The sequence below is a fragment of the uncultured Zhongshania sp. genome (assembly GCF_963975605.1).
GTDB classification, from domain to species: domain Bacteria; phylum Pseudomonadota; class Gammaproteobacteria; order Pseudomonadales; family Spongiibacteraceae; genus Spongiibacter; species Spongiibacter aquimaris.
In genome coordinates, this window is the sequence record NZ_CAXBHN010000005.1 from 101,394 (window position 1) to 125,838 (window position 24,445).

Below are 24,445 nucleotides of genomic sequence, written 5' to 3' on the forward strand. Positions count from 1 at the left end.
ACATGCCGAACGCAAATAGCGAAGCCAGCCGACTGAAGTGGAATGAACGCCACAGTGACCGCGAAATTTCTGGCGCCGCCTGCGAGGTGTTACAGCAACATATTTCCTTAGCGCCTCAAACGGGCAGCGCCCTCGATCTGGCGTGTGGGTTAGGGCGAAACGCCCTTTTGCTTGCTCGTCACGGACTAGAGTGCGAGGCAGTAGACATATCAGATATCGCGATCTCCAAGCTAAATGACTACGCCAACGAGCACAAATTGGCGGTAACAGGGCGCTGTGCAGACATTGAAAATGATGGTTTCGGTAACAAGCGCTACGACGTGATTGTGGTGAGTTATTTCTTGTACCGACCACTATTCCAAGCGATCGAAAAAGCACTAAAGCCCGGTGGTTTGCTATTTTATCAAACCTTTGTGCAGACTAAGGCCACAGGATCGGAGGTAATAGATACTGGGCCTAGAAATTCGAATTACTATCTTGAGGAAAATGAACTTCGCGCACAGTTCAAAGATTTAGAAATACGCTATTATCAAGAAACAAGGCTTCTGCAAAACAACAAGCCGGTAGCAATGCTAGTTGCAAGAAAAATAACAGACCGCAATACTAACTAATCTAGCTGCCGAGTATTTGTACTTAGGCAATCTTAAAAGAGCAAATAATGCCGTATCTTGTTCTCGCCATAGCATTCATCGTATCCGCCGCCCTATCAGCAGTGGCGTATTTTGTCGTGGAAACACCATACAACCCTGCTCTACTCATGCTGGCAACGCTTATCGCTTGCACAAGCACCATCTCCTTACTTTTTTGCCGTACTTTAGATCGTCAATACAAACTGCGCGATCAACTACGTCTAAAAAACGAACAACAGCGCTTGCTCATTGCACATAGCTCTTCAGCGCTGCTGCTCTTAGACGACAAACTTAATATTGAGTTTATCAATACCCATCACGCCTCATTTCAAAAAATGAAAACGAGCAATTACGATGAAGCTTCGCTGACAAAAATTTGGCAGGATACTATTCCAGAAGAGACACGCCTACTTGTGCAGCAAGCAATTTCTGACAACCGCGAATGGCGCGGTGAACTGCGCTTTGGGAGCTCGCAAAATAACGAATACCTCGCGACGACCATAACCCCTATTTTAGATGAACGCGGACAGCTGACCCGGGTTGCTATTCGCGCAGAAGATATTTCTGAACACAAAGCCATCGAAGATAGATTATTTATACGCGAAAACTACAATGTACTTACCGGTCTCCCAAATCGACATTTCGCCCTGCGTGCCTTGCAGACATCTATCCATGACCAAAGCGATATCGATAAAGGCTTTATTCTTATTCATATCGATCTGGATCGTATTCGCTTTATCAATGACTCTCTGGGCCACCAAGTGGTTGATAAAATCTTTATTGAAACCACAGAGAGACTTAGGCGCAGCGTTAGTGACGATCAGGTCCTTACGCATTTGGGCGCCGACGAATTCTTAATTATTTTAAATCCAGAATGCTGTACAAATGAGGCGGAAATTCTTGCAGAAACCTTGCTTGATCGCTGTCGAGAACCGTTTTATATCAATCACAACGAAATTAATCTTTCCGCCAGTATTGGTCTGTGCAAATACCCCGAAGATGGCTCAGACGCCCCCCTGTTAATGCGGCGGGCGGAGGCGGCCATGTTCAGTGCCAAAGAAAAAGGCGGCGATCGTTTTAGTTTTTATGAAGAGGGTATGAGCAGCGAAACCGAACTTCGACTAGAGATGGAAAATCAACTGCGTCATGCCATCGACCGCAATGAACTTAATCTTTACTTTCAACCCGTCATCCATTTACAGAGCAACACGCTAAGGGGGGTTGAAGTCCTACTTAGATGGCAAAATGCTAATTTGAACAACCCAGGCCCGGATCAATTTATTCCCGTTGCCGAACAAAGTGGTTTAATTGTCGGCATTGGTAAATGGGTACTCGAAAATGCCTGCAAGCAAATTGTGTCATGGTCTAAATCCGGTTTGCCGCAGTTAACTGTTGCAATTAATATTTCTGCAAAACAATTTACTGATGGCGACATTGTTGAAAACGTTCGCTATGCCTTGCAACAAAGCGGTCTTCCCGCCGCGCAGTTAGAGCTAGAAATTACCGAAGGTTTGCTCATAAATGACACGCCGGAAATTCGCGATACATTTGCGCAACTTAAAAATTTAGGGGTTCATTTATCGCTCGATGATTTTGGTACCGGCTACGCCTCGCTAAGCTATCTAAAACGCTATCCATTCGACACATTAAAAATTGACCGCAGCTTTGTTCACGACATCGACAGCTGCAATGACAGTGTGACCCTTACCAATGCGATCATTGCCATGGGCCACAGTTTTAATATGACGGTAATTGCGGAGGGCGTGGAAAACCTAAATCAGCGCCGCATCCTGCGTGAGCGGCACTGCGATATGATTCAGGGCTTCCTCTATTCGCCGCCGCTGCCCGCGGAGCAATTTGTGTCTTGGGCAACACGCTACGCCGAAATACAACGCACGCAACACGTCTAATTATAGCGATGGAAGTAGCGCAGGCTGGTCCTTCCAGACTTCCGGTACCTCACATATGGGCAAGGCTTTCTCGCCTTCTTGTATCCAAATTGGTGCTGAGACCGCTACCGGTCTCTCACCGTCAAACACCCGAATAAATGCATATTTTAAGTCCGAGCTATATTTTAAATTCATTCGCCACTCTGTACCTGTAGAGCTAGCCAGTACGGTATTGCGTGGCCCCACCAACTCAAACCGCGGCGCGCTTACATCACTACTGTTTATGTTAAGGGTAATACTGACGGCAAGTTCACTAGCAAGTACTCGGCGCAGCCGTGACCCCATTGGCTGCCCATCAATACTGTAATCTAGACGAAGCGTATTGTAGTTCTGCGCTACCGCATAAAAGCGCCGAGCTAACATAGCCTCGCGAAGATCATCACGATGTCGAGATCGCGCAATCAATACCGTTTTTGGAAGATCGGCGTCGCCCCAGCGCGTGTCATGATGATCTTCGGAACCCACCGGAGCCAAGTACCAACCTTTATCCAAAGCGTAACTCAACCAACTACCCGCTGGCCCATCGCTATCGTACTCACTCCCTTTGCCAAACACTTCAATACCCACCGTGCGAAAGTCTGCGGCTTTAACATAGCGGAAATCATTAAAGGCAAAGCCCGGATCGCCACCCAAGTTTTCCGCGATACTTTCTATCGCGTCTTCCCGTCCAGGGTGATTAAAACTAATCAATCCGTCAGAGCCGCCACCAAACTGAGCAGGATAGCTAAACCATTCCCAGAACCTCGCCATAGTAAGCAAGTACCCTGGTCCTGTTTTAGCGTTAATAATATTCCGCGAAAAAAACACATTGGCATGGCCAAACCTATCGGATGTCCACTCAAACCCACGGAAGGCGGTAAACTGATCATCGCTAGCGGCCAAAGCTTGCTCTTGGGTGGCTCGCCACTTTACAAAAGCATCACCGCGGTTATTCGCATCTACAAAAATTAAGCAATCCAAAATTCGTTCCGGTGGGCAATCACCACGGCCAGTCGTCAGTGGAAGCCCGATATTGTCTGAATGGTCTGAACTACCGGCAAAATCTAAGTCCTTTGCTTTAACGCGTGCAAATACATCTGCGGGACGCGTGAAATAGGTTCCATCTGAATACGCCGTGTGCTCATGCAAGGCCCCGATATAGTGCTCATAACTGCGCCCGTCAAATGCGGGATTGCAACTTCCTGCCGAGTCTTCCTCGCCGAGCTGTTCTAAAACATAGCTAGGATCCGCTAGGCTCGCGAATGCTTTACCGCAGGTTTCTGGACTAGGTGTATCAATACACGCCAAAACAGCGGGACCGGCAATCTTAGTGAAAATACATTCGCTGCTGGTGGGGTCAATAGCACAGGCACTGAAGGAATCTGGGTTCAACACAGGCGCCAACGGTGACAGGGGACAGCCAATTTGAAACGGCGCGGACAGACAAGATACAAGGTTAGCTTGCGGCTTTTGAGTAGCAACGCCCTGAAAACTGACTTCACGCCTTACCGTCTCGCGACCATCACTTACGGCGAGCTCCAGCTTGAAAATATAGGGGTCGGAAAAGCTTGGTAAAATTGCGCTGGCGCGACCATTCACCCCCTGTGTAATGGAGATTAACGGCCGCTCCGCCTCGACAAGCTGGCGCCAGTGATAACTTAAGTTATTACCATCCACATCTTGCGCGCTAGCTACCAAAGCAACGGACTCGCCACTGTAGGCAACACCAGGGTCAACATAGGCCTCAGCTATTTCTGGCGCGGTATTTACAACCGCGCGAACAGAGATAAATACGCTATCGCTGCTACTTCCGTTTTTATCATCCGTCGCCGTCAGGCGTATTTCTAGCGCGCTATCCTCACTTACATTTGGAGTCCGCAGTGATGGCGTAAGCGTATCCGCCATATCGATAATAAGATGATCATACGGCGCTAAAGCTTGCCACCGAACACGGCTAATCTCGCCGTCGCCATCGCTTGCACTACCCGTAAGAACAACGACGGTGTTCGCGTCAACGCCAATATCCACGCCGGCATCAACCACCGGCAACGCGTTTACAATGGTGTCGAATACCGTAATTTTAATGTCATCAAACCCAATGAACCCCGCACTATCTTTAGCGGAAACACGAAATACAAATGTGAGAGTCGAGTCGGTCTGTGGCAGCAGTATTTTTAAAGTATCCTGATCTGCAGCCCCAATGATATCGACGGAAGGTCCAGACTGCTGCTGCCATTGAATTGACCGAATACTTCGTCCTCCTTGAGCGGATGTCACAACGCCCAAGGTAAGGACGGCTCCTTCGTCAGTATTTAGATCTACCCCAGCATCGACAAATGGCCTTTTACGTTCGTCACCCGCGGGATAAACCACTACCAATTTCGTTGCCGCTTGAGCCTCTTGCCCGTCCAAATGACGCTCTAAACTAAAGTTCAGCTCTATAGGCTGGTCAGCCTCCGGCGCACGATAAGTTAAGCGATCTCGGCTCACGGTCACATCGTCATCGCTTAATTGACTGCGATCAAATTGCCAATGCCAACTACCCGATTGACTACCTGCGCCTGGTTCAGCCCGCAGAGTATTGATAGCACCAGATGCAACTTCACTAGCACTTGCTATAGATAAACTCGGACTTGGGTTCTCATTGTTTGAGTCAACGGCAACGGGGCTCGCAACTCGAGAAACACTATCACCACCACAAGCACTTATTAACAGGCTTGGCAGCAGTATGAATAAAACCCCTACATAATACTTAGACATGACACGTAGCTCCCTCGGACTTCCGCGTGAGGGTATAGAAACGCTGTGACAATATTATTAATTCCTCGTACTTATGTATTGAGCCTTGCAAGAAAAGCTGTATTTATATACAGTGCACAGCAGAGTTAATATCTTAAAAAATCAAACGAGGTGAAATATGGCGGTAGTAGCCAAGTGGATGTGCGATAGGGACAACAGTATGTTTGACAACAAAAAAGATGCCGACGCCTACGACAAAATGTTGGAGTTAGCAGAGGGTTTCAGTGCATTACTGCAACAACATATTCCCGACGTTGATGAAACCAAAGCTGAAGAATTTGGCATTTTCCTCGCCAAAAACAAAGAAGCTATTATGCAAGCCTGCAAGGGTAGGGTAGAGGCACTCGAGGAAATAGACTCGCAAACCGTCGATAATGTGCGCCCTTTGTCAGCCCAAGCCAGCTAATTGTAAGCTGACCAGAAAGGCTGAATCTCATCAGGAGCCGCGACTTTTCTTAATTAAGTCGTAGGCTGCCTGAATTTCCTGTGCCTTCTCCGTTGCAATTTTTAACATATCTTCAGGAACACCTTTAGCAATTAGCTTATCTGGGTGGTGCTGACTCATTAGCTTGCGATAGGCGCGCTTTAGCTCCGCATCGGATATGGACTCCTCAACACCGATAGCTTGATATGCCTTCTTAAGCTCTAAACCGCTGTTACTTTGAGCGGAACCGCCGCTATGAAACTGACGCTGCGCCATAACCATATCTATTAGGCGCTGAAACTCGGCAGCCGGCATACCCAAGTACTTTGCCACTAAGGTAACGATATCCCGCTCAGCGCTTGCCATCTCGCCGTCTGCCAGCGCCATGGTCAACAACGCCTCGAGCAACATTTGGCGAAGCAAGGTCTGACTTTTTGCCACCTGCATAAAATCAGACATCTGCGGCTCTAATTTAAAACTACTGTCACTGCCCTCTTTGAACTTATTAATTGCATCCTGGCGACGAGCACCTGTTAAACCCAGCTGGCTGATAATTGCTTCAGCCTGCGCAACCTCCGATTCGCACACTCGGCCATCGGCCTTTGCTATATGACCCATGACACGAAACACGGTGTCGAAAAAAACGCCTTGTACACGCTCGCGCTCGGCACCGTAATTAAAGCGCATCGCCTGACCTAAGCCACGGTCAAAAAATGTCCCTACGACAAATCCTAGGAGTGCTAGCAGAGGGCCACCGACCATAAAACCCAAAATCGCACCGATTATTTTCGCCATTCCACCCTGTCTCCCGCATATATGAACGCCGATAATAGCAAGTCCACCGCTACTACGACCAGAAACCACCTAAGTCTTAACGCAGCCGCTATCAAATCTGTATAATTCACCTCTTTATTTATTTCGTGGGGAAGGCCGTGAGTAAGGCAGACGTCAGCACCTTTCAGGGGCTAATTTTGGCATTGCAACAATATTGGGCGGAGCAGGGCTGTGTGCTACTTCAACCGCTCGACATGGAGGTTGGTGCAGGCACCTTCCACCCAGCCACGTTTTTGCGCGCTATTGGCCCAGAGACTTGGAATGCCGCCTACGTCCAGCCTTGCCGCAGACCCACCGACGGTCGCTACGGCACCAACCCCAATCGTCTGCAACACTATTATCAGTTTCAGGTCATCATGAAACCGTCGCCCAGCAATATCCAGGATCTATATTTAGAATCCTTAAAAATGCTTGGTATCGACCCAGAAGTTCACGACATCCGTTTTGTAGAAGACAACTGGGAGTCGCCAACCTTGGGCGCCTGGGGCCTAGGCTGGGAGGTCTGGCTAAACGGCATGGAAGTTACCCAGTTCACATACTTCCAACAAGTCGGTGGCTTAGAGTGCTACCCAGTTAGCGGCGAAATCACCTATGGCCTGGAACGAATTGCAATGTATCTGCAGGGCGTTGACAGTATTTACGATTTGGTCTGGACAAAGGGGCCTGCTGGCAACGTCAGCTACGGTGACGTGTTTCATCAGAACGAAGTTGAAATGTCGCACTTTAATTTTGAAGAGGCCGACGTCAGCCAGCTGTTCGCCCAATTTGATCATTGCGAAAAGGAAAGTGAGCGCCTTATCGAAAAGGGACTGCCGCTACCCGCTTACGAAATGGTGATGAAGGCGTCGCACGCATTTAATTTACTCGATGCGAGGCACGCCATTTCTGTAACGGAGCGACAACGCTTCATCCTGCGCGTTAGAAGCTTAGCTCGCGCGGTAGCACAAGCTTATTTCAACGCTCGCGAAGCCCTCGGTTTTCCCTTGGCGCCGGAAAATTTACGCGCAGAATTCGCCGCCGCAAAGGAGAGTAAATAATGACTGCCCATCGCGATTTACTCATTGAAGTCGGCACCGAAGAATTACCACCAAAAGCCTTAAAGACTTTGTCGGCTGCATTCACCAATAGCATCAGTTCGCAGCTTTCGAATCAGGCAATAAATTTTTCTGCCGCAAAAAGTTATGCCAGTCCGCGCCGACTTGCCGTACTACTATCTGATGTAGCTGAGACCTCCCCAGATAAAGAATTAGAAATTTGGGGCCCGCCGGTGAAGGTCGCTTTTGACGATGCAGGCAATGCAACCAATGCCGCGATAGCATTTGCAAAGAAGAATGCCATCGACATTGATGAACTCAGCAAGCACGTCGCTAACGACGGCAAGCAAGAAAAGCTGTGCTACCGCGTTACCGCAAAAGGCGCGAACACCGCAGACCTTATTGCGAGTGTTATCGATACCGCCTTAAACTCGCTGCCGATAGCAAAACGCATGCGCTGGGGCTCATCGCGCACAGAATTCGTGCGGCCAATACAGTGGCTCGCTATCGTTTTTGGTGAAGAGCCCTTAGAGAAAGATATTTTTAATTTAATATCCTCAAATATTACCCGTGGCCACCGTTTCCACTGCAACAAAGAATTACGCATAAGCTCTGCAAATCAGTATGAAACCATTCTGAAAGAGCAGGGCAGTGTTATCGCCGACTTCCAGGTTCGCCAAGATATTATTCGCAGTCAAATTACTGAGCTGGGAAAAACACTCGGCGGTAACACAGTGATTAGCGATGATCTTCTCGATGAAGTAAGTGCGTTAGTAGAATGGCCGGTAGCATTGGCTGGTAGTTTTGAAGAACGCTTTCTTAAAGTACCCGCTGAAGCGTTAATTTCCTCAATGAAAGAGCATCAGAAATACTTTCATGTTGTCGATTCTAACAGCAAGCTTATGCCGCACTTTATCACAGTGTCCAACATCGAAAGTCGCGAGCCTCAAAAGGTGATTGATGGCAACGAACGAGTTATACGCCCACGGCTAAGCGATGCCGCTTTTTTCTTTGAGACCGACTGCAAAACGAGTTTAGAAAAGCAGCGCGAAAAACTGCGCGCGATCGTGTTCCAAGATAAGTTGGGCACCATCTATGACAAAACCTGCCGCGTCGCTGAATTGAGCGTCGATATAGCAAAACTCATTGGCGCCAATCCAGAAGCGGCAAAGCGCGCAGCAGAGCTATCGAAAAGTGATCTCGTGACCGACATGGTACTCGAGTTCGATGATATGCAGGGTATTGCCGGATATTACTATGCGCAAAACGACGGTGAAGCAGAGGATGTGTCACTGAGCATGAACGAGCAATATATGCCGCGTTTTGCCGGTGATAGCCTGCCAACAACTGTCACCGGAACCGTCCTCGCACTAGCTGATCGACTTGACACAATATCTGGCATTTTTGGTATTGGGCAAATACCGAGCGGATCAAAAGATCCCTTTGCATTGCGTCGCGCCTCACTAGGTGTACTGCGTATCATTGTTGAAAAAGGTCTCAACTTGGATCTTGCTCATTTAGTTGATCTAGCCATCGCAAAGCACGGTAAGTTCGCCAGTGATTCAAAGTTAAAGGCCACTGTTGTTACTTACATTATTGATCGCTTACGCGCCGGCTACGAAGACCAGGGCATATCGGCAGAAGTGTTCTTGTCAGTGAGTGCTAAGCAACTAAGTCAACCGCTCGACATAGACAAACGTATTAATGCGGTACACACCTTTAATCAACTGCCAGAGGCCGCTGCGCTTGCTGCTGCCAACAAGCGGGTATCTAATATACTCGCTAAAGCCGATGGTGAAATCGCAGACACTATAAACTCTGATTTACTAGTCGAGGCTGCGGAGTCGACACTTGCGGCGCAATTGCTACTGCAACAAAACAAGGTTTTACCTTTGTTTGCTGCAGGCGACTACGAAGGTGGCTTGAAGTCTTTGGCGTCGCTACAGACTAGTGTGGATGCCTTCTTTGACCAGGTCATGGTCAACGCAGACGATGATGGATTGCGTAAGAACCGCCTCGCCTTACTCAAGCAACTTCAGGGGCTATTCCTAGAAGTGGCGGATATTTCTTTATTAGTTGTAGGTAAATGATTTTCCTCCCTCACTAAAAATGGGGGAGGGGTGGTAAATAGTTATCTTGCGGTGGGCATAAAACTCACCGCAACACCAAACGAGAATCGGGAATGGCCTTTATTGTAAACAGCATATTAACAATCCGCTCTGTGCTTTTTTTTACGGGCTACGCCTTAATCACCGTTTTTATTTGCACTACTGGCTTGCTGTTCACCTCATTCCTGCCCTTTCATGTTCGCGGACGTTATTTTGTTTTAGGCAACGCAGCAATTATTCTTTGGCTGAGAATATGCTGCGGCGTGAAAACGGAGGTGCGAGGCAAGCTACCATCAACAGTGCCTTACGTGGCCATGGCAAAGCATCAAAGCCAGTGGGAAACATTCTACTTACAGTGGTTTTTATTCCCTGTTGCTACTGTGGTAAAACGCGAACTCTTTAGCATTCCTTTCTTCGGTTGGGCCTTAAGAATGATGAATGCAATTGGTATCGATCGCAGTAATCCGCGCGCAGCGATTAGACAGACTATGGAGCAAGGTCTATCGAGGCTGCGAAATAACTATAACGTGCTTATCTTTCCCGAGGGAACACGGACGCCTGTTGGCGTTCGGGGAAAATATGCCCGCAGTGGTGCTGGCATAGCTATAGAGGCAGGGGTTCCGGTATTGCCAATCGCCCACAACGGCGGGAAATTATGGCCGGCGAGGGGACTTAGAATAAAACCTGGTACGGTGATACTTGTGATCGGAGATGCAATACCTACTGCCGGTCGAGAAAGTAAAGAATTAAGCTTAGAGGTAGAAAACTGGATAGAGGCTCAATGCGAACTAATTCAGTAATTCACTAAACCCCGCCCCCTATTAGAATACGTTTACCGGATTGCGTTTAACTACTTGAGAGCGGAGTGGCCTCCGCCTCAAGAGTTAATAGCGGTTTCTAGACGTCTAAGTTTGCAACTTTAAGCGCATTGGTTTCAATAAATTCACGACGGGGTTCAACATGATCACCCATTAATGTTGTGAATATTTGATCCGCTGCGACCGCATCTTCAATCGTTACCCTCAGCATACGGCGCGCTTCGGGGTCCATTGTCGTTTCCCATAGCTGCTCTGGGTTCATTTCACCCAAGCCTTTATAGCGCTGTACATTAAATCCGCGTTCTGCCTGTTGCATAAGCCACGTAATTACCTCCGAGAAATCACTGACTTCTTGAACCCTCTCACCGCGCTTAATATATGCACCATCCTCTAGCAAACCTTGTAGGCTTTGCCCAAGCGCCACTATCGTTTGGTAGTCAACAGACTTAAAGAAATCACGCCCGAACTGATAGTGATCACTCACTCCGTGGGAAATAATATCAATAGCCGGGAGGAATAAATGCAGCTCAGGATCTTCAACAATACGCACATCGTAACGATGCTGGGCATCACGCTGCTCAAGCTCAACGGTGACTTCAGCCAAGCGCTCAGCCCATTTTGCAACCGCAGCCTTATCTGCTAACTCGTCTGCACTTAATACCGGCATATACGTTAGTTCGCGTAAAACGCCTGCGGGATATAGACGAGATAGGCGAGTAATAATACTTTCCACACGACGATATTGAACTATCAGCTCTTCTAAACCCGCACCGCCAATGGGCGCGGCATCAGGATTAACATATAGCGCTGCGCCGTCTAACGCCGATTGGGTTAGGTAATTGGCAAGCGCCGGCTCATCCTTTAAATACTGATGCTGTTTACCGCGGCCTATTTTGTAAAGTGGTGGTTGGGCAATAAATATATGGCCGTTTTCGATAAGCTCTGGCATCTGCCGGAAAAAAAATGTGAGCAGCAGGGTACGGATATGCGACCCATCGACGTCCGCATCCGTCATGATGATAATACTGTGATAGCGCAGTTTTTCTACGTTGAACTCATCCTTACCAATACCGCAACCCAAGGCGGTTACAATGGTTCCTACTTCGACCGACGAAATCATTTTATCGAAGCGGGCTTTCTCAACATTCAGAATTTTACCTTTTAGAGGCAATATTGCTTGGGTCCGACGATCTCGACCCTGTTTGGCCGAGCCACCCGCAGAATCACCCTCGACGAGGTATATTTCGGAAAGAGCGGGGTCTTTTTCTTGGCAATCTGCCAACTTACCTGGCAAACCAGCAATATCCAAGGCACCCTTACGACGAGTCATTTCCCGCGCTTTTCGGGCAGCTTCACGGGCGCGGGCGGCATCGAGCATTTTTTGGACAATTTGTTTCGCCTCATTTGGGCTTTCCATAAGGAAGTCGCCAAACTTCGCGCTCATTGCCTGCTCAACAATCGCTTTCACTTCACTAGAAACCAGCTTATCTTTGGTCTGCGAGGAAAACTTAGGATCCGGTACCTTCACAGACACCACGGCGGTCAAACCTTCACGCGCATCATCACCGGTGGTCGATATTTTGGCCTTTTTCGCCAAACCTTCCTTTTCGATGTAGTTGTTTAGATTCCGCGTTAAGCCAGCTCGGAACCCTGCCAAATGGGTACCGCCATCCCGCTGCGGAATATTGTTGGTGTAGCAGTATAGATTCTCTTGGAAACCATCATTCCACTGCAATGCCACTTCAACAACCACACCTTCACTCTCCGTGGTGAAGTGGAACACCTTGTTAACTGGCGTCTTGTTGGTATTCAAGTACTCAACGAATGCACTTAAACCACCTTCATAGCAGTAGTTCTCTTTCTCGCCGTTGCGCTCGTCAAGAAGCTCGATCTTAATACCCGAGTTTAAGAAAGCCAGTTCGCGGATACGCTTAGCCAAGTAATCAAAGTGAAATTCAATATTAGTAAAGGTTTCAGCCGAAGGCTTAAAGCGAATCTCGGTGCCCGTACGCTCGGTATCACCGATTATTGCCAGGGGCGCTTGCGGTACGCCGTGCTTGTAGATTTGTTCATGGACTTTACCCCCACGTCTTATAGTCAGGCATAGCTCCTCAGATAGCGCATTAACCACAGAAACCCCCACACCGTGGAGACCACCGGACACTTTGTAGGTGTTGTCATCAAACTTGCCGCCCGCGTGCAATACAGTCATGATGACTTCCGCAGCGGTAACGCCTTCATCATGCATTTCCGTTGGTATACCACGGCCGTCATCTGACACAGAGACAGACTCATCTGCGTGAATAACTACCTGTATCTTGCTGCAGTGACCGGCGAGTGCTTCATCTATAGAGTTATCGACTACCTCAAACACCATGTGGTGCAGGCCTGAGCCATCATCAGTATCACCAATATACATACCGGGTCTTTTCCGGACGGCATCTAGTCCCTTCAAAACCTTAATACTTGAGGAATCGTAAGCTCTATTTTCTGTCATTTCTTTCCAACCTTTGTATCCGAAGAATGGATAACCGATTTATTTTATATCCTGCAGCAGAATACTGCCTTACCACATACCAAACCGACCTAAAAAACTCTAAAACCTGGAACAAAAACCTTTCTTATCTAGAATGCCTAGCATTCCGTCAGCACCCCATGTTCCACGTGAAACCTTTTTAAACCCTTACCTAAACACCAGCTGTCATGAAGATCTGAACGCTTTACAGCACTAGCGAACACCTGGACATCAAGCGCTACCAACTCACTAAAAACCGCCTGGCATCGACCTTCATCAAGCTCTGCCGCCAAGTCATCTATTAGAAAAACAGTCGCTATACCCTGCTCCAAAAGAACCTTTGATTGGGCCAGTTTAAGCGCACAAACTAGAGTCTTTATCTGCCCTCTTGAGAGAACATCTCCAGCCATCATCTTTCCAACTCGAAATTCTATATCTGCACGATGTGGACCGCTCCGTGTAAACCCTGCACGCAGGTCTCCCGCCAAACCAGACCGTAATGCCTCAGCAAAACCCATATCACTGTCACGCCACCCCGAATTCATAGAAACATTTAGCGACGGGGTATTACTTTCCGAAGCGCCAACCAAATTGAGTAGACGCTGATAAATGTCACTAAACGCGCTTATCAGTAACTCAAAGTGTGCTGAGCGTGCATCGTGTATTAATGCGCCCATTGTCGCCATTTCTCTATCCCAAGGGGCAAGCAGCGCAACGTCTATATTACCACGTCTGAGCAAGGAATTACGCTGCTGAAGCGCTTTACGATAACGAGGCCAATACTCAAAAAAGCCGGAATGTTTCACGTGGAACACTCCCCAGTCAACATACTGCCGTCTCACCCCTGGAGAGCCCTCTAACAACTCAAAACTAGCAGGGTTTATAACCTGAACCGGAAGCACTCCTGCCAACTGACCAGCTGTCGAAAGCTTCTCACCACCAAGCTTTACCAACACAGGCCCTTTTCTGGGCCTTCGAACCCCGATGATTTGTTGCCCAGCACGCTCGCCATGTCGCAACTCTCCACGAACCGTCAGATCGTCCTTATCATAAGAAATAACCGAATCCATTTTCCGCGAACGAAACGAACGAGTAAGTGCTACGGTGTGGACAGCTTCTAAAATGCTGGTCTTACCACTACCGTTAACCCCGTGAATAAAGTTGAACGAGGCCAGCTGAGGCATCTCTACATGAGAAAGATTTCTAAAATTATAGATGCTTAGCTTTTCTAACCGCACAATGAACACCTAGAATACCTATCGTCCCCAGAAGTGCGGACAAGCCCGATATAGATGCCGTCAAAAGCAAGCATAGAATTTAGCAATCTGAGGGAAGGGGAGCCAAGCATAGGAAAAACCAAACACGCTCTTATTCGCAAAACCAACAAGAGCATGTCGAATTGACCTAAAACCTTACAAACGCATCGGCATTACGACGTACTGACAATTTCCGCCATCTGCTTCTTCAATTAAAGCAGAACTATTTGCATCAGACAGCGAGAACTTTGCTGACTCGCCATTAATTGCCGACAGGACGTCAAGTAAATAACTGACGTTAAAACCAATTTCCAGGCTCTCACCTTGATATTCGACCGCAACAGTCTCTTCAGCTTCTTCCTGCTCAGGGTTGTTGGCGACGATGCGCAACTCCCCACTAGTAAGCAGCATGCGAATCCCGCGATACTTCTCATTCGATAATATTGCCGTCCTGGCAAAAGCTTGTTTTAAATCGGCCCTGGCACCTAACACAACCTTGGTGCTGTTACGCGGTAACACGCGCTCATAGTCAGGGAACTTGCCATCGATTAGCTTAGAGGTGAAAGTAAAGTCTGCCGTCACGACACGAATATGGTTACCACCAACAATGACTTCAGCATCCTGATCTTCATTCATCAACAACCTGGCGAGCTCAACCACACCCTTTCTTGGCACAATGACTTGGGCAACTTGATCGACGCTAATATCACCCTGAAATGTTGCCATCGCTAAGCGGTGACCATCCGTAGCCACCACACGTAATTGGCCATTGGTCACCTCAAACAGCATACCATTTAGATAATAGCGCACATCTTGTTGCGCCATTGCGAAGCTAGTTCTTTCTATAAGGCGCTTTAAATCGCCTTGCTTCAGCGTAAAGGACTGACCACCCTTTGCCTGCTCTACACTAGGAAAATCATTCGCGGGCAAAGTTGATAGCTGGAATCGGCTACGACCAGACTTGATAATTAATTTCTGATCATCTAACTGGAAGCTAATATCAGAACCATCGGGTAAGGCCTTACAAATATCAACTAATTTCCGAGCGGGGATAGTGATCTCACCTGACACACCCGTATCATCCACCAGATGAACACGGCCAATAAGCTCAACCTCCAAATCTGTGCCGGTCAGCGCTAATTCCTGACCGTTTAATACTAGCTGAACGTTTGCCAGTATTGGTAACGTTTGCCGACGCTCGACAACACCAGCGACTAGATTCAAGGGCTTTATCAACGCTTCCCGCGAAATCGAAAATTTCATGCTTCCGGTTCCTGTTCTTTTAAATATCTATTGATAGGTTATGGAATATTAAAGCTACTTTATTATATAAAGCGCCACTAAAACATTAGCTTGTGAGCAGTCTTATCAAATTTTGGTAATCTTCTCGTATATCACCATCACTTTCGCGCAACTCTTTAATTTTACGGCACGCATGAAGCACTGTGGTGTGATCTCTACCACCAAAGCCCTCGCCAATCTCTGGCAAACTGTGATTCGTTAATTCCTTAGACAAGGCCATAGCGACCTGACGCGGCCTCGCTACAGAGCGACTGCGACGCTTCGACATAAGGTCAGCAATTTTAATTTTGTAATATTCGGCCACTGTTCGCTGAATATTATCTAGGCTCACCTGCTTATCCTGTAAAGCCAATAAATCTTTAAGCGACTCTTTTATCAACGGGATATCTATGGGTCTTGCCATAAAGCGAGAACTTGCGATTACACGCTTTAACACGCCTTCTAATTCACGAACATTTGAGCGTACACGTTGGGCGATAAAAAACGCCGCATCCGAAGGCAGGGTAGCCTTTTCTTGCTCAGCTTTCTTCAACAAAATCGCCACACGGGTTTCCAACTCCGGTGGCTCTACCGCAACGGTGAGGCCCCAGCCAAAACGAGATTTCAACCGCTCTTCTAAGCCTTTGATTTCTTTGGGATATCTGTCGCACGTAAGTATCATCTGCTGCCCACCCTCAAGGAGAGCATTAAAAGTATGGAAAAACTCCTCCTGCGAGCGATCCTTACCGGAGAAAAACTGGATATCATCAATTAAAAGAGCATCTACGGAGCGATAATAGCGCTTAAACTCATTAATCGCGTTTAACTGCAAGGCCTTTACCATATCCGCAACAAAGCGCTCGGAATGTAAATACACTACTTTTGCGTTTGGGTTTTGCTGAATTAAGGCATTACCGACAGCGTGCATTAAATGAGTTTTACCTAGCCCAACACCACCGTATAGGAATAGCGGGTTATATCCCCGCCCAGGGTTACTAGCCACTTGGCTCGCCGCGGCACGTGCTAGCTGATTCGACTTACCCTCGACAAAAGTATCGAAGGTGTATGACTCCATTAGTGAACTCTGGTGCCGAATACCACCCTCAACCTCGACCTGGCGCTGACCGGTGATAATCTGCGGAGCAGCTTGCGGAGGATAAGGCGCAGGCGCCGCTACCTGAGCGCGCGAGAACACCTGTTCAGGATTTTTAGTAATAGGGGATGACTGAAATGGTTGGCGAGAAGCTCGCTGGTTTGTCGACACAGGACTGGCCGAGCTACGACTTGCCTGTCGCTCTGCAATTCCGAGCTCAACCTGCACTTTTTTTCCAGGTGGTGATAGCTCTGCAACCAACTCAACGATACGCGAATAAAAACGATCACTAACCCAATCGCGAACAAAACGATTTGGCGCACATAAGTGTATCAAGTCACCAGCTAACTCAACCCGTAACGGCCTAATCCAGGTGTTAAATTGCTGAGAAGGCAACTCGTCTTGCAAATGTGCGATACATTTTTGCCACGTAGCTTCTGGCAACACAAATACTCCAAATCTAGATTTTTAATGAAACAACAATGGCCACAAAACTCTGGGAGAGCCGAATAACTTTTAGTTGAAGAGCGACTTATTCTACTCGCCAAGCACCCAGTTATCCACAAATTTTACAAAGAAAAAAATCTAGGCACCCATAAAAAACTCCTTCTTATTCAACACCCTAAGAAGGAAATTCAGGTTTCTATCAATACTACCAACAAAAAACCCACATCTTGATAACAACATTGAAAACCTGTGGATAAGTTATGGGTAAGCTGTGATTTAAAAGGGTAGGGTGCTAATCCGCAAAAAGGTGTAACTAAACCAAGCAAGTCATTGCTATTCCTCCTAATGTCCACTAAAATTCGCGATCCGATTTTTCACTGTCTCGGCAATTTAGCTGTGCAGTGCCGGTGGCGACCCCGCCGGCTTATTTACATTACGGACAACATCATGAGCAAAAGAACGTTCCAACCAAGCAATCTTAAGAAAGCACGCAACCACGGTTTTCGTGCACGTATGGCTACTAAGAATGGCCGTAAACTAATCAACCGTCGCCGCGCTAAAGGCCGTGTTGTTCTATCTGCTTAAGACTTATTAAGCGATACGGTATGCTGGCATAACGGTGGATTTTCACTTTGAAAAATCATTACGCCTTCTAAATGCCAGCGAATACCAAGCGGTATTCGACGAATCACGTCTGAAGGTTTCAACCGCTGAACTACTATTTTTGGCACGCAAAAACAACCTAGGCCGCGCTCGATTAGGCTTAGTTATAGCAAAGAAAAACGTGCGACTCTCCGTGCAACGCAATCGCGTGAAGCGCGTTGTAAGAGAAACATTCAGGCTACATCAATATAAGCTGCAAGGCATTGATATTATTGTATTAGCTCGACGCGGGCTAAGCGATATTGATAACAAGCAACTTCATGAAACCTGTAATCAGCTTTGGTATCAATTAGAAAAACGGGCTGAGAAACGCTTTCGTCAGCAAGAGGGCTAGTCAATATGCAGCGCTTGCTAATTGCCTGCATCCACTTTTACCGCCTGTTTATCAGTCCGCTGATGGCTCCGCATTGCCGTTTCTATCCCACTTGCTCAAGTTACGCCGTAGAAGCTTTGCAACAACACGGTGCGCTGCGCGGAAGCTGGCTAAGCATTAAACGTATTTGTCGTTGTCACCCACTTAATGACGGCGGCTACGATCCTGTACCATCCTGTCACTGTCATTCCACCGAAATCACACTATCAAGGCATTCAAGCAATGATTGATTTTCAGCGCTATCTTCTTATCGCCGCCATCGCTGCACTATCACTTATGTTATTAGTGGAGTGGCAAAAATTCGATACCGGCCACACCGCCGCTAAGGTTGCTGCTGTTGCCACAAATAAAAGTGCGCCGACAACCAGCAATGACAGCGGTGATTTACCTGCCATCGTTAGCAATGATGACATCAATGCTATTAAAGCAAATGCCGCTACTGACGTGAAATACATCACCGTTCAAACTGATGTCTTTGATCTAAAAATAGACCTGCACGGCGGCGACATTGTCTACGCTGGTTTGCCAAAATACACAGCCAGCTTAGAAGCTGACGACCCGTTCGTAATCCTTGAGAACAGCGACGTTCGAAACTATGTAGCTCAAAGCGGGTTAATCGGTGCCAATGGCACAGATACTTCAAAAGGTCGCCCTGTCTTTACCGCTACCGCTGCGGAATATTCTCTAGATGGATCGTCTGACAGTCTAAACGTCGATTTACACTACCAATACAGTGATGCCATTACCGTTATCAAACGTTTTCAATTTACTCGTGGTGAATATCTAATAAAGGTTGAATACCTTATCGACAATCAAAGTGACGCCCCTTTCCAGGCGAGTTTTTTCGGTCAATTGAAGCGCGGCAATAGCGCTGACCCCAGCGTGAATGGTGATGGCGGTATGTTCGCCATGAAGCCCTTCATCGGCGTGGCGTATGCAACCAATGAAGATTTATACAAAAAAACCACCTTCGATAAGATGCAAGATAAACCCATTAAAGCCACTGTTAATGGCGGCTGGATAGGCATGGTTCAACACTATTTCGTCAGTGCATGGGTGCCGCCGGCAAACAGCGTTAATGAATTAAGTACTATTGTTACCAAACAAAATATGAATATCGCTCGGGTAACCAGTGCAGCCGTCACTATTGATGCAAAGAGCCAAGGCAAAATAAGTGCAAGTCTATATACCGGCCCTAAAGATCAATACAGCCTTGAAGAAATATCACCTGGTTTGGATCTGACCGTCGACTATGGGTGGTTATGGTGGATAGCACAGCCTTTATTCTGGCTTCTTACCAAAATACACTCCGTGTTAGGTAACTGGGGATTTGCGATTATCGGTGTGACTATTTTAGTTAAAGCTGCATTCTTCAAGCTAAACCAAAAAGCGTTCACCTCAATGGCGAATATGCGCAAGTTTCAGCCCAAACTTGTTGAAATCAAAGAACGCTACGCTGATGACCGTCAAAAGCAATCACAAGCCATGATGGAGCTGTACAAAAAAGAAAAGATCAATCCACTCGGCGGCTGCCTGCCCATGGTCGTACAGATGCCGGTTTTTATCGCATTGTATTGGGTATTAATGGAGAGTATTGAACTGCGTCACGCGCCGTTTATTTTGTGGATTCACGACTTATCGGCAATGGATCCCTACTTCGTATTACCACTGGTAATGGGCCTGTCGATGTTTATTCAGCAACGCCTAAACCCGCCGCCGCCGGACCCAATGCAAGCAAAAATAATGCAGTGGATGCCCATAGTATTCACCTTCTTCTTCTTATTCTTCCCTGCGGGCTTGGTGCTATATTGGGTCGTGAACAACACGCTCTCAATTATTCAACAATATATTATTACCAAGCGTATTGAAAAAAGCGGCCTACCGACCCGCTAACAAGCTATGGCTTACACAACGGATACCATCGCCGCCATCGCCACGCCACCGGGAAAAGGTGGCGTTGGTATTGTGCGTATCTCCGGCCCCAAAAGCCAAGATATCGCGCGCTCCATGCTAGCGCTAGACAACATCACCCCTCGATACGCGCACTATGGCAACTTCTTAGAAACCACCGCAAACAGCACGTCAACGATTGACCAAGGTATCGCACTGTTTTTCCCCGGACCAAATTCCTTTACCGGCGAAGATGTACTCGAACTCCAGGGTCATGGCGGCCCCGTCATTCTTGACTGTTTACTGCGCGAGGTTATAAGCCAAGGTGCTCGAATGGCCAGACCAGGAGAGTTTTCCGAGCGCGCTTTTCTCAACAACAAAATAGATTTAGCTCAAGCAGAAGCGATTGCAGATCTAATCGACAGCGCCTCTGAACAAGCTGCACGTCAGGCTATGCGCTCTTTGGAAGGCGCCTTCAGCAAAGAAATTAACAGCCTTGTCGAAGCGATAACCCTGTTAAGAATATATGTAGAAGCCGCCATCGATTTTCCAGAAGAAGAGATCGATTTTATTAGTGACGGCAAAGTCGCAAGCGAACTTCAAAACATAAAAAACCATCTTGAGACGGTATTTAACTCAGCTAAGCAAGGCAGCATACTGCGGGAAGGCATGACCGTCGTTATTGCAGGAAAGCCCAATGCCGGTAAATCAAGCCTACTAAATGCTTTAGCTGGGCGGGAATCAGCCATCGTCACCGATATTGCAGGCACGACTCGCGATGTCCTTCGGGAAAACATTCTAATCGACGGCATGCCCTTACATATCGTAGATACCGCGGGCTTACGCGATAGCGAGGATCCGGTTGAGCTCGAAGGGATTAAACGCGCCTGGAACGAAATCAGCCAAGCAGACCGCATACTATTGGTCATAGATAGCAAAACCAATGCTGAAGATAACGTAAACATTCCTCCTGAATTTGACGTATTTATCGCACAAGACAAACTCTCCATTATCTATAATAAATGTGATTTAACCGGGCAGAAAGCCGGAATTCACGATGACGGAATAAGCCGTTTATTCATTTCCGCTAAACAAAATCAAGGTATTGATACCCTGCGAGAGCATCTAAAATCGTGCGTCGGCTATGATGACGGCGATACGCCGTTTATAGCAAGACGCCGGCATATTGATGCATTAACACGCGGCCGAAACCACATATTAAATGGCGAGCTACAACTCACAACTTATAATGCCGGCGAACTGCTCGCTGAAGAACTACGGCTCGCCCAAAATGCTTTAGCTGAAATAACCGGTGAATTTAGTTCTGACGATCTACTTGGACGCATTTTCTCGAGCTTTTGCATCGGAAAATAGCCACATCTCCACCGCAATCTAGCATAGTAATAATCACACTATAGGATACACTTAGGATAGAACTACCGCATCTAAGGATTGTTAATGCAACGACGCTTACTAAGGCGCAGCCTGATTATATGCACCTGTACACTAATACTGTGCTCCCCACTAGAAGCGGAAATATGGAATACCGACGACCTGCCCGTGGTATTAACTCCCGCCAGACTTAAACAAAGCCGCAGCGAAGTACCCGCAAGCGTCAGTGTTATTGATCGCGATATGATTATCGCCTCTGGGCTCAAAGAAATACCTGAACTATTTCGTTTAATACCTGGCACCTCTGTCGGCGCACGAGATGGCTGGAACTATGTTGTTAGTTACCACGGCACAAACTACCGTGACTCACGCCGAATGCAGGTCTTAATAGACGGAAGATCTGTATATCAATCTGGACTAGCAACGGTAGATTGGAGCGATATTCCCATAACGATACACGACATAGAACGTATCGAAGTGGTTCGCGGCCCATCTAGCGCTAGCTATGGTGCCAATGCATTTTTAGGTGTAATTAATATCATCACTCGTCACCCCACCGACGTAAATGCATACGAAATAAATATTCTCAGTGGGACTGAAAATACCGAAAATTATCGCCTTAGTTACGCTGATGAAATGCTTAACGGAAATGTAAGGGTAACTCTCGCCAGTATCCAAGACGACGGCTTTGATATAGACAAAAATGGCGCAGAACGGTTTGATAGTAAATCCAGCAAAATAATTAATAGCAGATACGAGACACTTGTTAACAACTACAGTATTAGCCTAGGCGCTGGTTATAAAACGGGAGAAATAACCGACGATTTTGCCGATGAAGACGTTACACAACCAATTACAAAAACCGACGACTACTATCTATCGACTAAAATCGAAAAAGAAATATCTGAACTTCACCAACTAGCCTTCAGATATAATTTTTCAGCTCAAAAACAAATACATCGCTGGACTGTAGAAATTCCACCATTTTTTATTGGAATTAATGACAACCCTTCACCACTGGTACTAGCGGATGCAAATGAAGACCTGCGTGTTAATCGTCAAGATATAGATTTACAAGACACCTATATTTGGAACGATAAATTAAAAACTGTAGCAGGGGTGCATCTCAAAAAATCGCGGGTTTCCTCTGAAACCTATTACGGAAAAACAGTTGATAGCAATAACTATCAACTATTTTTTAATATTGAAAAGAATATTATCGAAACCTTTACAATCAATGCAGGTGGTTCTTATGAGTACGAACAGAACGTAGGTAAAAATTTTTCACCACGAGTATCCGTACATTATCATATTGATAATAACCATAGTCTTCGAGCTATTTACTCCGAAGCAATTAGAACACCTGATCTGCTTGAAACTTCTGCTAATTGGACATACACCGCTCGCAATGTAAGACCAGCTAACAATGGTAGAACAGAAGGCACGCTAATTCAAAGTGCAAGTGGAAACCCAAATCTTAAACCAGAAAAAATAGAATCGCGGGAAATTGGCTATTACGGAAATTTCAATCAGTATCATTTGCAGTGGGATGTGAAAATATTTTTTGACCAATTAGAACAACTTATCTCAAACTCCATATCACTGGAAAGATTCAATCCCGTTAACAGTGGGAACTTGAAACAATCTGGTATTGAAACTGAGATCGACTACAGGCCGAACAGAAAATGGCTTATCCATTTCAGCTACGCGTATATTAAAAGTAAGGCGTACAGCAATAGCGACCAAGCATTTACTCCTAACACTGAAACTACCTTTACGCCAAAGAATTCAGCTAGTGCTCTACTTAGCTATAAGACAGACGACAATATCCAAATTTCATTTTCACAGTATTACGCTAGAGAAATAGGTACATCCCAGAATAAATATTCGCGCAGCGATATGCGAGTATCGAAAACTATGCCTTTTAAAGATAGCGAAATTGAACTTTCATACTCAGCACAATTTAGGCACGACGAAGACAGCGAGCTACTCAGCAGCAATATCTACCGAGATGATTATCGTCAATTTATTGGGATAAATTTAAGGTATTAATATCGACAAGAGTCAAGGACTAGCCTCTTGATAAAACTAATTCACGGATTATTCATAGCGACATTGCTGTTAATATCAACGTCGGCGTATAGCGAAGACATGTTCATCGTAGATATTGTCTTGCCTGCAAAAAATAGTACTCTAGAAAAATTATCAAAAAAAATTGCAGAAGAACAAAATTTTATCGTTCACACCTACGAAAACCAATTGCCGAATAACGAAGATAAGGGGGACATATTAATCATAGTATCTGAAAATCTTCTCCCCTTACTAAAAAGCAATTCTTACAAAGCAAAATTCGCTCTTTATGTAAACTCAAATGAATACTTTAAGAGTCAACATAAAAATGCCACAGCACTATTCTCAGATCAACCATTAAAAAGACAAGTCCTACTTATAAAATCAATTTTCGATAATAAAAAAGTTCAACTTGGTATTGCCTATCAGGACAAAACTTATGAAAAAATTATCGACGATATTTCTATACAAAATCCACTATTAACAATAAATTCATACGAGATAAATACGCCCAATATAATAAGGAGCGTAACAAAAATAATTCAAAATAATGATGTCTTATTAACTACTTCAGAGAACACTATTTATAATTCCGACACTATAAGACCTATTCTGTTAAGTAGTTATCGCCATCAAACTTTAGTTATTGGGCCAACAGAAGGCTTCGTCAAAGCCGGTGCGCTAGCTACGGTACTTTCTACACCAGATCAATACACTTCAGATATTGTATCAATGGTAAATTACTATATAGATACGAAGAAATTACCTGCTCCACAATACCCTAGTAATTTCGCAGTAAAGATAAACTATAGTGTCGCAGAATCACTTGGCTTAACCCTTCCTTCAGAGGAAGAGTTAAGGCGACGCTTCCCCGATGGGGAGTCCAACTAA

19 protein-coding genes are annotated in these 24,445 nt (G+C 46.3%); 13 read left to right on the top strand and 6 right to left on the bottom strand.

Translation table 11 applies throughout. The features are described from left to right. The first annotated feature begins 2 nt into the window (after window positions 1–2). Window positions 3–611, top strand: coding sequence for a methyltransferase domain-containing protein (locus AAC007_RS06965; RefSeq protein ID WP_339675524.1), 609 nt, complete (start codon window positions 3–5; stop codon window positions 609–611). Between the two features lie 47 nt (window positions 612–658). Next, the gene (locus AAC007_RS06970) at window positions 659–2,539 is read left to right on the top strand and encodes a bifunctional diguanylate cyclase/phosphodiesterase (protein WP_339675525.1); all 1,881 of its coding nucleotides are present in this window, start codon (window positions 659–661) and stop codon (window positions 2,537–2,539) included. Here AAC007_RS06970 and AAC007_RS06975 read toward each other — a convergent pair whose 3' ends face one another. Beyond that, window positions 2,540–5,317: a hypothetical protein gene (locus AAC007_RS06975; protein WP_339675526.1), complete on the bottom strand. Its 2,778-nt coding sequence runs from the start codon at window positions 5,315–5,317 to the stop codon at window positions 2,540–2,542. Between the two features lie 157 nt (window positions 5,318–5,474). Here AAC007_RS06975 and AAC007_RS06980 point away from each other — a divergent pair, with 157 nt between their 5' ends. Continuing rightward, entirely contained in the window at window positions 5,475–5,762 is a 288-nt protein-coding gene (locus AAC007_RS06980; RefSeq protein ID WP_295873351.1) for a YebG family protein, read from the top strand. 30 nt (window positions 5,763–5,792) lie between these two features. On the opposite strand, the gene djlA is transcribed toward AAC007_RS06980, so the two are convergent. Further along, complete coding sequence (gene djlA / locus AAC007_RS06985) at window positions 5,793–6,575, bottom strand: co-chaperone DjlA (protein WP_295873349.1); 783 nt, start codon at window positions 6,573–6,575, stop codon at window positions 5,793–5,795. Between the two features lie 137 nt (window positions 6,576–6,712). On the opposite strand from djlA, the gene glyQ reads away from it, so the two are divergent. The 3 genes from glyQ to AAC007_RS07000 all read left to right on the top strand — a co-directional run bounded on the left by glyQ (window position 6,713) and on the right by AAC007_RS07000 (window position 10,556). Continuing rightward, window positions 6,713–7,651, top strand: a complete 939-nt coding sequence (gene glyQ / locus AAC007_RS06990) for a glycine--tRNA ligase subunit alpha (RefSeq protein WP_296435108.1) — start codon at window positions 6,713–6,715, stop codon at window positions 7,649–7,651. Then, window positions 7,651–9,738 (top strand): glycine--tRNA ligase subunit beta, encoded by a 2,088-nt coding sequence (gene glyS / locus AAC007_RS06995; RefSeq protein ID WP_339675529.1) that lies wholly within the window; start codon window positions 7,651–7,653, stop codon window positions 9,736–9,738. The genes glyQ and glyS overlap by 1 nt, the downstream gene beginning before the upstream one ends. A gap of 92 nt (window positions 9,739–9,830) precedes the next feature. Next, window positions 9,831–10,556, top strand: a complete 726-nt coding sequence (locus tag AAC007_RS07000) for a lysophospholipid acyltransferase family protein (protein ID WP_296435106.1) — start codon at window positions 9,831–9,833, stop codon at window positions 10,554–10,556. Window positions 10,557–10,653: 97 nt separating this feature from the next. On the opposite strand, the gene gyrB is transcribed toward AAC007_RS07000, so the two are convergent. The 4 genes from gyrB to dnaA form a co-directional block, all read right to left on the bottom strand. Then, on the bottom strand, window positions 10,654–13,071 hold the full coding sequence (gene gyrB / locus AAC007_RS07005) for a DNA topoisomerase (ATP-hydrolyzing) subunit B (protein WP_296435105.1): 2,418 nt from the start codon (window positions 13,069–13,071) through the stop codon (window positions 10,654–10,656). 137 nt (window positions 13,072–13,208) lie between these two features. Beyond that, a complete protein-coding gene (gene recF / locus AAC007_RS07010) occupies window positions 13,209–14,327 on the bottom strand; it encodes a DNA replication/repair protein RecF (RefSeq protein ID WP_339675531.1) in 1,119 nt (372 codons plus the stop codon). Window positions 14,328–14,501: 174 nt separating this feature from the next. Continuing rightward, window positions 14,502–15,608, bottom strand: coding sequence for a DNA polymerase III subunit beta (dnaN, locus tag AAC007_RS07015; protein WP_295873339.1), 1,107 nt, complete (start codon window positions 15,606–15,608; stop codon window positions 14,502–14,504). Between the two features lie 85 nt (window positions 15,609–15,693). After that, window positions 15,694–17,163 (bottom strand): chromosomal replication initiator protein DnaA, encoded by a 1,470-nt coding sequence (dnaA, locus tag AAC007_RS07020; protein ID WP_295873823.1) that lies wholly within the window; start codon window positions 17,161–17,163, stop codon window positions 15,694–15,696. 450 nt (window positions 17,164–17,613) lie between these two features. On the opposite strand from dnaA, the gene rpmH reads away from it, so the two are divergent. The 7 genes from rpmH to AAC007_RS07055 all read left to right on the top strand — a co-directional run bounded on the left by rpmH (window position 17,614) and on the right by AAC007_RS07055 (window position 24,445). Continuing rightward, window positions 17,614–17,751, top strand: coding sequence for a 50S ribosomal protein L34 (gene rpmH, locus AAC007_RS07025; protein ID WP_219043305.1), 138 nt, complete (start codon window positions 17,614–17,616; stop codon window positions 17,749–17,751). Window positions 17,752–17,785: 34 nt separating this feature from the next. Next, complete coding sequence (rnpA, locus tag AAC007_RS07030; RefSeq protein ID WP_219043304.1) at window positions 17,786–18,163, top strand: ribonuclease P protein component; 378 nt, start codon at window positions 17,786–17,788, stop codon at window positions 18,161–18,163. Between the two features lie 5 nt (window positions 18,164–18,168). Further along, the gene (gene yidD / locus AAC007_RS07035; protein WP_295873333.1) at window positions 18,169–18,432 is read left to right on the top strand and encodes a membrane protein insertion efficiency factor YidD; all 264 of its coding nucleotides are present in this window, start codon (window positions 18,169–18,171) and stop codon (window positions 18,430–18,432) included. Then, window positions 18,425–20,095, top strand: coding sequence for a membrane protein insertase YidC (gene yidC, locus AAC007_RS07040; RefSeq protein ID WP_339675535.1), 1,671 nt, complete (start codon window positions 18,425–18,427; stop codon window positions 20,093–20,095). Before yidD ends, yidC begins: the two co-directional genes overlap by 8 nt. Before the next feature lie 6 nt (window positions 20,096–20,101). Then, entirely contained in the window at window positions 20,102–21,466 is a 1,365-nt protein-coding gene (gene mnmE, locus AAC007_RS07045) for a tRNA uridine-5-carboxymethylaminomethyl(34) synthesis GTPase MnmE (RefSeq protein WP_339675537.1), read from the top strand. A 186-nt stretch (window positions 21,467–21,652) separates the two neighbouring features. Next, a complete protein-coding gene (locus tag AAC007_RS07050; RefSeq protein ID WP_296435099.1) occupies window positions 21,653–23,536 on the top strand; it encodes a TonB-dependent receptor in 1,884 nt (627 codons plus the stop codon). 99 nt (window positions 23,537–23,635) lie between these two features. Then, window positions 23,636–24,445: a hypothetical protein gene (locus AAC007_RS07055; RefSeq protein WP_339675539.1), complete on the top strand. Its 810-nt coding sequence runs from the start codon at window positions 23,636–23,638 to the stop codon at window positions 24,443–24,445.